Raw genomic sequence first — 6976 nt, forward strand, 5'->3', positions numbered from 1 at the left:
AAGCAGCCGCCCTCCGGATCTCCGGGGAGGCCCCGCGCGCCCCCGCCGGGCGCGGGACTTCTTTGGAGGACGGAGGACCCGAAAACATTCCAACGGACGGCGAAGCGCACGCGCGCACGACCTCCCTCAAGCCCATCTGCGACCCGCAACGGATCAACTCATGTCAGTGCTTCTCATCTCAACCGGTTTCGCCGCGATCCTTTATCTGCTCGCCGGCATCGCCATTCTGAGCGCGATGAAGAAGGGCGCGGACGCGAAGGCCTCGAGCCTGCTGCGTTGGCCCGTCGTGCTCGGCCTCGTGCTGCACGGGTGGGCGATCCAGGGCGAGATGTTCCAACCCGAGGCCGTGCACTTCGGCTTCGGCTACGCCGTCTCGGTGATGTTCTTCCTCGCGGTGCTCGTCCTGCTCATCGAATCCTGGGTGCACCGCCTGCACGCGCAGTTCGGCATCATCCTCATCGCGGCGGCCTTCGGCGCGGTCTTCCCGGTGATCTTCCCCGGCACGGCGCTCCCGGCGGCGGACTGGACGGCGCTCTTCCGCTGGCACCTCCTCACCGCCCTCGGCGCCTACAGCTTCATGACGATCGCCCTCGTGCACGCGGTCCTCATGTCGATGCAGAACCGCCACCTCAAGTCGCCCGGCGTCGGCAACGGCTTCCTCGACTCGCTCCCCGGCCTCGTCGTGATGGAGCGCATCTTCTTCCGCATCGTCGCCTGCGGGTTCGCGCTCCTCACGGCCGTGCTCGTGATGGGCGCCTGCGTGACGAAGGACACCCACGGGGTCTACTTCCTCTTCGACCACAAGATGACCCTCACGTGGATTTCGTGGATCGTCTTCGGGGTGCTCCTCCTCGGCCGCGTCTTCGCCGGCTGGCGCGCCCGCACGGCGCTGCGCCTCTTCTGGGCGGGCTTCATCGTCTTCGTGGTCGCCTACTTCGGCTACAGCTTCATTCTGGAAGTCTTGCGCTGACCGTTCTGAGGGACGCCATTCATGAGCCGCATCCTCTTCTTTCTCGGCATCTTCCTCATCATCGGCATCGCCTGGGCGGTGACGCGCCGCCGCCAGGCGCTCTCGATCAAGGAGCGCGATGAGCTCGATGAGCTGCGCCGCAACGAGCGCGTGCGCAAGAAGGCCGCCGCGCAGATCGGCGAGCCGATGGAGCGCTGCGAGGAGTGCGGGGTCTTCTTCCCACGCCGCGACGCCGTACGCCGCGGCGCCCGCGTCTATTGCTCGGCGCGCTGCCGCGACGCGGCCGAAAAGCGCGGCGAATGACCTCCGGCGCCGCGCCCTCCGGGTGGCTCGCGGGGGTGACGCACCGCCCGAGCCCCCACGTGGACGACCGCCCGGCGGGCGAAGCCGTCACGGTCGCGGTTGTGCACTACATTTCGCTTCCCGCGGGCCGCTTCGGCGGCGATGAGGTGGACCGCCTCTTCATGGGGACGCTTGGGGATTCGCTCCCGGGCTGGGAATCCCTCGCGGGCCTGCGGGTCTCGAGCCACTTCTTCATCCGCCGCACGGGCGAGACCATCCAGTACGCCGACGTCTTCCGCCGCGCCTGGCACGCGGGGCTCTCGAACTTCCGGGGGCGCAACGCCGTGAACGACTTCTCGGTCGGCATCGAGCTCGAAGGCTGGGGCGAGGGGCCCTTCGAAGACGCGCAGTATGCGGCGCTCGAAGCGCTTCTCCACCGCCTCAAGGCGCTCCTGCCGCTGCAGTACGTCACCGGCCACGAGACGATCGCTCCGGGGCGAAAGGCCGATCCCGGCCCCTTCTTCGACTGGGAGCGGCTCGAGCGGGGGCTACCCGCGGGCGTCGCGGCGGCGCATGCGGCTGAGGACTGCGACCGCGTGATGCTCGCGCGGCGCGCGGCCGAGCTCGCCCGCTGAAGGTCTGTCAAAGGTCCGGTTCTGCCTACGCGCCCTTTGGCATAATGGGCGCACTTTCCATTCCACCAGACAAAACGGCTAGGCTCATGCTCGCAACGGCTCTTCAATACGTGCTCGGCATCCTCTTCGGCTTTTTCGGCGCAGTGCTGCTGCTGCGGGCCTGGCTCTACTACTGGGCGCTTTCGCCGCGCCATCCGCTCTGCGAGCTCACGGCGCGCATCACCGACTGGATGGTCGCGCCGATTTCGAAGGTGCTGCGCCGTCGCCGCGGCATCGACTGGGCGTCGCTCGCCGCAGCGCTCTTCACGGCCTTCGTCGCCGTGCTCGTGCACCGCACCGTGGGGCAGCTCCCCGCGACGCCCGTGGGGCTCCTGATCGCGCCCTTCGCGATGCTGCTGCGCTGGGCGCTCGAGATGATCTCCTGGGGCGCCATCATCTGGGCGGTGATGAGCTGGATGAACCGCGGCCACCCGATGACCTACACGCTCGCGATGCTGATCGACCCGTTCCTGCGGCCCATCCGCCGGTTCCTGCCGACCTTCCGCGGGATCGACTTCTCGCCCCTCGTGCTGATCGTCATCACGAACGTGCTCCTGATGTTCGTGGTGCCGCTCTCGCGCGGCTTCATCGTTCTTTGAGCCCTCAGAAGGGCGCCGCCCCCCACATGCCTTCGTAGTCCCGCCTCGCGCGCTCGAGCGTGAGGGGGTAGTCCTGTGCGTTCGGGCCCGCCACCTTCGCCGCCGCCGTGACGGCGCCGAGGCGCGCCGCCTCGAGGAACCCGAGCCCGCGGTCGAGCCCGAAGAGCAATCCCCCGCGCATCGCGTCGCCCGCGCCCACGGCGCTCTGCGCGCGCACCCGCAGGGGGGCGATGAAGTGCGGCTTCGCTTCCCCCGGCAGGTGGAGGTCCGCCCCGCGCCCGCCGTGGGTCTGGAGCGCCACCTTGCCGCGCTGCGCCGCCCCTGCGGCGTCGATTCCGGTGCGCTGAGCGAAGGCCTCCGCCTCATAGTCCGAGTAGGCGATGCCGAAGGCGCCCTCGAGGAGCATCGTGAGCTCATCGGGCGAAAAGAGCGGCAGCTCCTGCCCGACGTCGAAGAGATAGGGCACGCCCCGCGCCGTGCATTCGCGTGCGGCGTTGAGGGTCGTTTCGCGCCCGCCAGGCGCGAGCACGGCCCAGGAGGGTCGAAGCGCGCGATGGTCGGCGCCGCGCGGCCAGGGGACCTCGCGGGAGCGGTCCATCGCGCCCGGATGGAAGGCCGCGAGCTGCGCGCCCGCGGCGTCCGTGAAGATCACGCACTGCGCGGTGAAGGCGTCTTCGAGCCGTCCGATGCCGGCCGTGGAGATGCCGAGGGCTTCAAAGCGCTCGAGGTACGCCCCGCCGTCCGCGCCCACCGCGCCCCAGAGGACGGGGTCGCCGCCCAAGCGCCTCACGGCGACGGCGATGTTGGCGCCGCACCCGCCGAAGTCGCGGCGCATGCCGCGGGTGAGGAAGGTCGTGTTGAGGTGCGAGAGGTCGCTCCCCGCGAGGCGCTCCTCAAAGCGTCCCTCGTGCGTGAAGACCGTGTCGTAGGCGACTGCGCCCGTGATGAGGACCGTCATCAGCGGCCTTCGTCCGCCGCCACCGGACGCACGGAGGCTTCCGAAGCGTCGTGCGGGAGCGTCGTCTTGAAGCGGACCTCGGCCTTGACGGACGCGCCGGCGGGGAGCACCGCGGGCTTCTGCGGGAAGCCGTACTGGGCGGGTTCGAGCACGCTCGTCACGAGCACTTCGCCCGCCGGATCGAGGAGCTTCACCTCAAGCACGGGGAGTGCCTGCGGGTGCGCCGAGGCGTTCACGATCGTCGCGTGGAGCACCGGACGGCGGAACCCGAGCTCCGGGTCCTCGTCGAGCGTGCCGCTCGTGCGGAAGGCCGAGACGTCGCGCCACACGAAGCCCGGGCAGGGGACCTTGGCGCAGACGTTCTCGTAGACGGGCCGCAGGAAGGGCGCCTGAGCGAGCACGAACTCATGCATCATCAGGAAGGCGCTCGCGCAGGCTGTGGCCGTACAGACGAGAAGGACGAGGAGGAGGAGAAAGGCCTTCACGGGCGAGCGCTTCGGGACGTAGAGCGCCGCGCGCGGGTCAGCGGAGAATTCCGCCGTGGGCCGGGCGTGCGCAGCCGACGGCATCGGCGGCACGTCTTCGGGCTCGGCCGCGCGGGCCTCGGCCGTGAGGCGGTCGAGCTCGGCGTCGGGCACCGTCAGGCGCTCGGCCTTGGCGGCCTCAAAGACGCGCCCGCATCCGCCGCAGCGGTACTGCGGCTCGTTCGCGGTCTTTTCGTCCAGGCGCCAGAGCGCGCCGCAGCCGGGACACTTGATGATCGTCGCCATGTGAAGGCTCCTTCTCCAGGATTGAATCGTCGGACCTTATTCGCGAGTACCCGCAAGGCACACCCACCCCTCTTCGGCGCGCCAGAGTTTCAGGGGCAGCGTCGGATCGGCCGCGCGGTACGCGGCGATCACCTCGTCGGCCTGACGCTCGAGGATGCCCGAAAGAACGAGGCTGCCCTTCGGAGCGACGTGGCCGAGGAGCGCCGGGGCGAGGAGCTTCAGGGGGTTGGCGAGGATGTTGGCGACCACGACGGGGAAGCGCTCCTCGGGCGTCGCCGAGGGAAGATGGAAGTCGGCTTCGACGCCGTTTTCCTGAGCGTTCCAGCGCGCGGCCTCAACGGCCTGCGGGTCGATGTCCACGCCGCTCACGCGCCCGGCCCCGAGCTTCTTCGCGCCGATCGCGAGGATGCCCGTGCCGCAGCCGTAGTCGAGGACCGCTTCGCCGCCCCGGAGGTTGTCGTCGAGCCAGTTGAGGCAGAGCCGCGTCGTCGGATGCGAGCCCGTGCCGAAGGCGACGCCCGGATCAAGGCGCACGACGAGCGCGTCCTTCTCGGGCGGTTCGCTCCAGGACGGAACGATCCAGAGACGGGGCGAGACGTGGGCGGGCTGGAACTGCGCCTGGGTGATACGCACCCAGTCCTGATCTTCGACGTCGCTCGACTCGATGAGTTCAGGTACGTCGCACTTCACGTCGCGGCAGGCCGTTTCAAGCGCGGCCTTGAAGTCGAACCCGTCCTCGGTGAGGACCGAAATGATCGAGCGCGGCCAGGCCTGGGTCTCGGGTTCGAGCCCCGGTTCGCCGAAGAGCGGCTGCTCGTCGGTGCTGTCGGCGTCGGCGTCTTCGAGAGACGCGGAAAGCGCGCCCGCGTCGAGAAGAAGGTCGGAGAGCTCTTCGGCCGAGCGCTGGTCGGCGAGGATCTTGTATTCACGCATGGGTCATGCCTCAGGGAGGCGGCGCAGCACAAACGACGGGCGTGCGGCCCCTCCGGGAGAAAAAACAAAAAAAGAGAAGCGGAAACCTCTTCGGGGCCTCCGCTTCTTTGGGATTCTAAGGAAGGATGCGCACGGGCGTCAGCTCACGCCCGCGTCGCTGCGCTTCCTCAGCTTTTCTTCGAGATAGTGGATGCTCGTGCCGCCGCGCGCGAACCGCTCGTCGGAGAGGAGCAGTCGGTGCAGCTTCACGTTCGTCTTGATCCCCTCGCAGGCGAACTCCGAGAGCGCCACGCGCATGCGGGCGATCGCCTGTTCGCGGGAGTCACCGTAGGCGATGAGCTTGCCGATCATGCTGTCGTAGTAGGGCGGCACGGTGTAGCCCGCGAAGACGTGGGTGTCGATGCGGATGCCCGGGCCCCCGGGGAGGTGCCAGGCCGTCACCTTGCCCGGGCAGGGCGTGAAGTTGAACGGGTCCTCCGCGTTGATGCGGCACTCGATCGCGTGCCCGCGGAACTCGAGGTCGCGCTGCTTGTAGCGCAGCCGCTCGCCCGCGGCGATGCGGATCTGCTCGCAGACGATGTCCACGCCCGAGATGAGCTCGGAGACGGGGTGCTCGACCTGCACGCGGGTGTTCATCTCGATGAAGTAGAACTCGCCGTTCTCGTAAAGGAACTCGAACGTGCCCGCCCCGCGGTAGCCAATCCGGCGGCACGCCTCGACGCAGCGGCTCCCGAGCCGCTCGATCGCGCGGCGGGGAATGCCGGGCGCGGGTGCCTCTTCGAGGACCTTCTGGTTGCGGCGCTGCATCGAGCAGTCGCGCTCGCCGAGGTACACCGCGTTCTGGAAGTTGTCCGAGAGCACCTGGATTTCAATGTGCCGCGGGTTCTCGAGGAACTTCTCCATGTAGACGGTCGGGTTGCCGAAGGCGACTCGCGCCTCCTCGCGGGTCATTGAGACCGAGGTGAGGAGCGCGGCTTCGGTGCGCACGACGCGCATGCCGCGGCCGCCGCCGCCGCCCGAGGCCTTGATGATGATCGGGTAGCCGATCTGGCGGGCGATCTTCACGATCTCCTCGGGCTCTTCGGGGAGCGCCCCTTCGGAGCCCGGAACGCAGGGCACGCCCGCGTCGCGCATGGCCTTCTTCGCGCTCACCTTGTCGCCCATCAGGCGGATCGTCTCCGCGCGCGGGCCGATGAAGGCGAAGCCGGAGCGCTCCACCTGCTCGGCGAAGTCGGCGTTTTCAGAGAGGAACCCGTAGCCGGGGTGAATCGCCTCGGCGTCGGTCACCTCCGCCGCGGAGATGATCGCGGGGATGTTGAGGTAGGAGAGCGACGAGGCCGCCGGTCCGATGCACACGCTCTCGTCGGCGAGACGCACGTACTTCGCGTCCGCGTCGGCCGTCGAATGCACGGCCACGGTCTTGATGCCCATCTCGCGGCAGGCGCGCTGGATGCGCAGCGCGATTTCGCCGCGGTTGGCGATGAGTACTTTTCCAAACATGAGGCTCTGCCGGGGGAGTCTTTATTCGAGGATGACGAGCGGCTGGCCGTATTCGACGGGCTGGCCGTTCTCGGCGGCGAAGGCCTTGACGACGCCGTCCTTGTCGGCTTCGACTTCATTCAGAAGCTTCATGGCTTCGATGATGCCGATCACCTGGCCCTTCTTCACCTGGTCGCCCACTTCGATGAAGGGCGCCGCGCCGGGCGAGGGCGCGCGGTAGAAGGTGCCGACCATCGGGCTCGTGATCGAGAGCGAGGCGGGCGCGGGGGCGGGCGCCGGAGCGGCAGCGG

General features: G+C 68.9%; 9 protein-coding genes. 4 read left to right on the forward strand and 5 right to left on the reverse strand.

The window, feature by feature from the left end:
• Positions 1-160: 160 nt before the first annotated feature.
• The 4 genes from ACT6Y9_RS07305 (at position 161) to ACT6Y9_RS07320 (ending at position 2525) form a co-directional block, all read left to right on the forward strand.
• Entirely contained in the window at positions 161-970 is an 810-nt protein-coding gene (locus tag ACT6Y9_RS07305; RefSeq protein ID WP_295477594.1) for a cytochrome C assembly family protein, read from the forward strand.
• 21 nt (positions 971-991) lie between these two features.
• Positions 992-1273, forward strand: coding sequence for a PP0621 family protein (locus ACT6Y9_RS07310; protein WP_295477596.1), 282 nt, complete (start codon positions 992-994; stop codon positions 1271-1273).
• On the forward strand, positions 1270-1887 hold the full coding sequence (gene ampD, locus ACT6Y9_RS07315) for a 1,6-anhydro-N-acetylmuramyl-L-alanine amidase AmpD (protein WP_443744048.1): 618 nt from the start codon (positions 1270-1272) through the stop codon (positions 1885-1887). Before ACT6Y9_RS07310 ends, ampD begins: the two co-directional genes overlap by 4 nt.
• Positions 1888-1973: 86 nt before the next feature.
• Positions 1974-2525 carry a YggT family protein gene (locus tag ACT6Y9_RS07320; RefSeq protein ID WP_295477600.1) on the forward strand — a complete coding sequence of 184 codons (552 nt, stop codon included), beginning with the start codon at positions 1974-1976 and terminating at the stop codon, positions 2523-2525.
• A 4-nt stretch (positions 2526-2529) separates the two neighbouring features.
• Here ACT6Y9_RS07320 and ACT6Y9_RS07325 read toward each other — a convergent pair whose 3' ends face one another.
• The 5 genes from ACT6Y9_RS07325 to accB form a co-directional block, all read right to left on the reverse strand.
• Complete coding sequence (locus ACT6Y9_RS07325) at positions 2530-3483, reverse strand: PfkB family carbohydrate kinase (protein WP_295477602.1); 954 nt, start codon at positions 3481-3483, stop codon at positions 2530-2532.
• Positions 3483-4253, reverse strand: coding sequence for a zinc-ribbon and DUF3426 domain-containing protein (locus ACT6Y9_RS07330; RefSeq protein ID WP_443744049.1), 771 nt, complete (start codon positions 4251-4253; stop codon positions 3483-3485). Before ACT6Y9_RS07330 ends, ACT6Y9_RS07325 begins: the two co-directional genes overlap by 1 nt.
• Before the next feature lie 36 nt (positions 4254-4289).
• Positions 4290-5186: a 50S ribosomal protein L11 methyltransferase gene (prmA, locus tag ACT6Y9_RS07335; RefSeq protein WP_443744050.1), complete on the reverse strand. Its 897-nt coding sequence runs from the start codon at positions 5184-5186 to the stop codon at positions 4290-4292.
• A 138-nt stretch (positions 5187-5324) separates the two neighbouring features.
• A complete protein-coding gene (gene accC, locus ACT6Y9_RS07340) occupies positions 5325-6686 on the reverse strand; it encodes an acetyl-CoA carboxylase biotin carboxylase subunit (protein ID WP_295477607.1) in 1362 nt (453 codons plus the stop codon).
• A 21-nt stretch (positions 6687-6707) separates the two neighbouring features.
• Positions 6708-6976: acetyl-CoA carboxylase biotin carboxyl carrier protein (gene accB / locus ACT6Y9_RS07345; RefSeq protein WP_443744051.1), on the reverse strand; the 269-nt coding region annotated here is incomplete at its 5' end.

It is taken from the genome of Sutterella sp. (assembly GCF_052272535.1).
In the GTDB taxonomy this organism is placed as follows: domain Bacteria; phylum Pseudomonadota; class Gammaproteobacteria; order Burkholderiales; family Burkholderiaceae_F; genus Sutterella.

Excerpts from the sequence above, each read along its gene's own strand:
- accC (WP_295477607.1), bottom strand. The coding sequence starts at position 6,686 with ATGTTTGGAAAAGTACTCATCGCCAACCGCGGCGAAATCGCGCTGCGC.
- ACT6Y9_RS07330 (WP_443744049.1), bottom strand. The coding sequence starts at position 4,253 with ATGGCGACGATCATCAAGTGTCCCGGCTGCGGCGCGCTCTGGCGCCTG.
- ACT6Y9_RS07325 (WP_295477602.1), bottom strand. The coding sequence starts at position 3,483 with ATGACGGTCCTCATCACGGGCGCAGTCGCCTACGACACGGTCTTCACG.
- ampD (WP_443744048.1), top strand. The coding sequence starts at position 1,270 with ATGACCTCCGGCGCCGCGCCCTCCGGGTGGCTCGCGGGGGTGACGCAC.
- ACT6Y9_RS07305 (WP_295477594.1), top strand. The coding sequence starts at position 161 with ATGTCAGTGCTTCTCATCTCAACCGGTTTCGCCGCGATCCTTTATCTG.
- ACT6Y9_RS07310 (WP_295477596.1), top strand. The coding sequence starts at position 992 with ATGAGCCGCATCCTCTTCTTTCTCGGCATCTTCCTCATCATCGGCATC.
- ACT6Y9_RS07320 (WP_295477600.1), top strand. The coding sequence starts at position 1,974 with ATGCTCGCAACGGCTCTTCAATACGTGCTCGGCATCCTCTTCGGCTTT.
- prmA (WP_443744050.1), bottom strand. The coding sequence starts at position 5,186 with ATGCGTGAATACAAGATCCTCGCCGACCAGCGCTCGGCCGAAGAGCTC.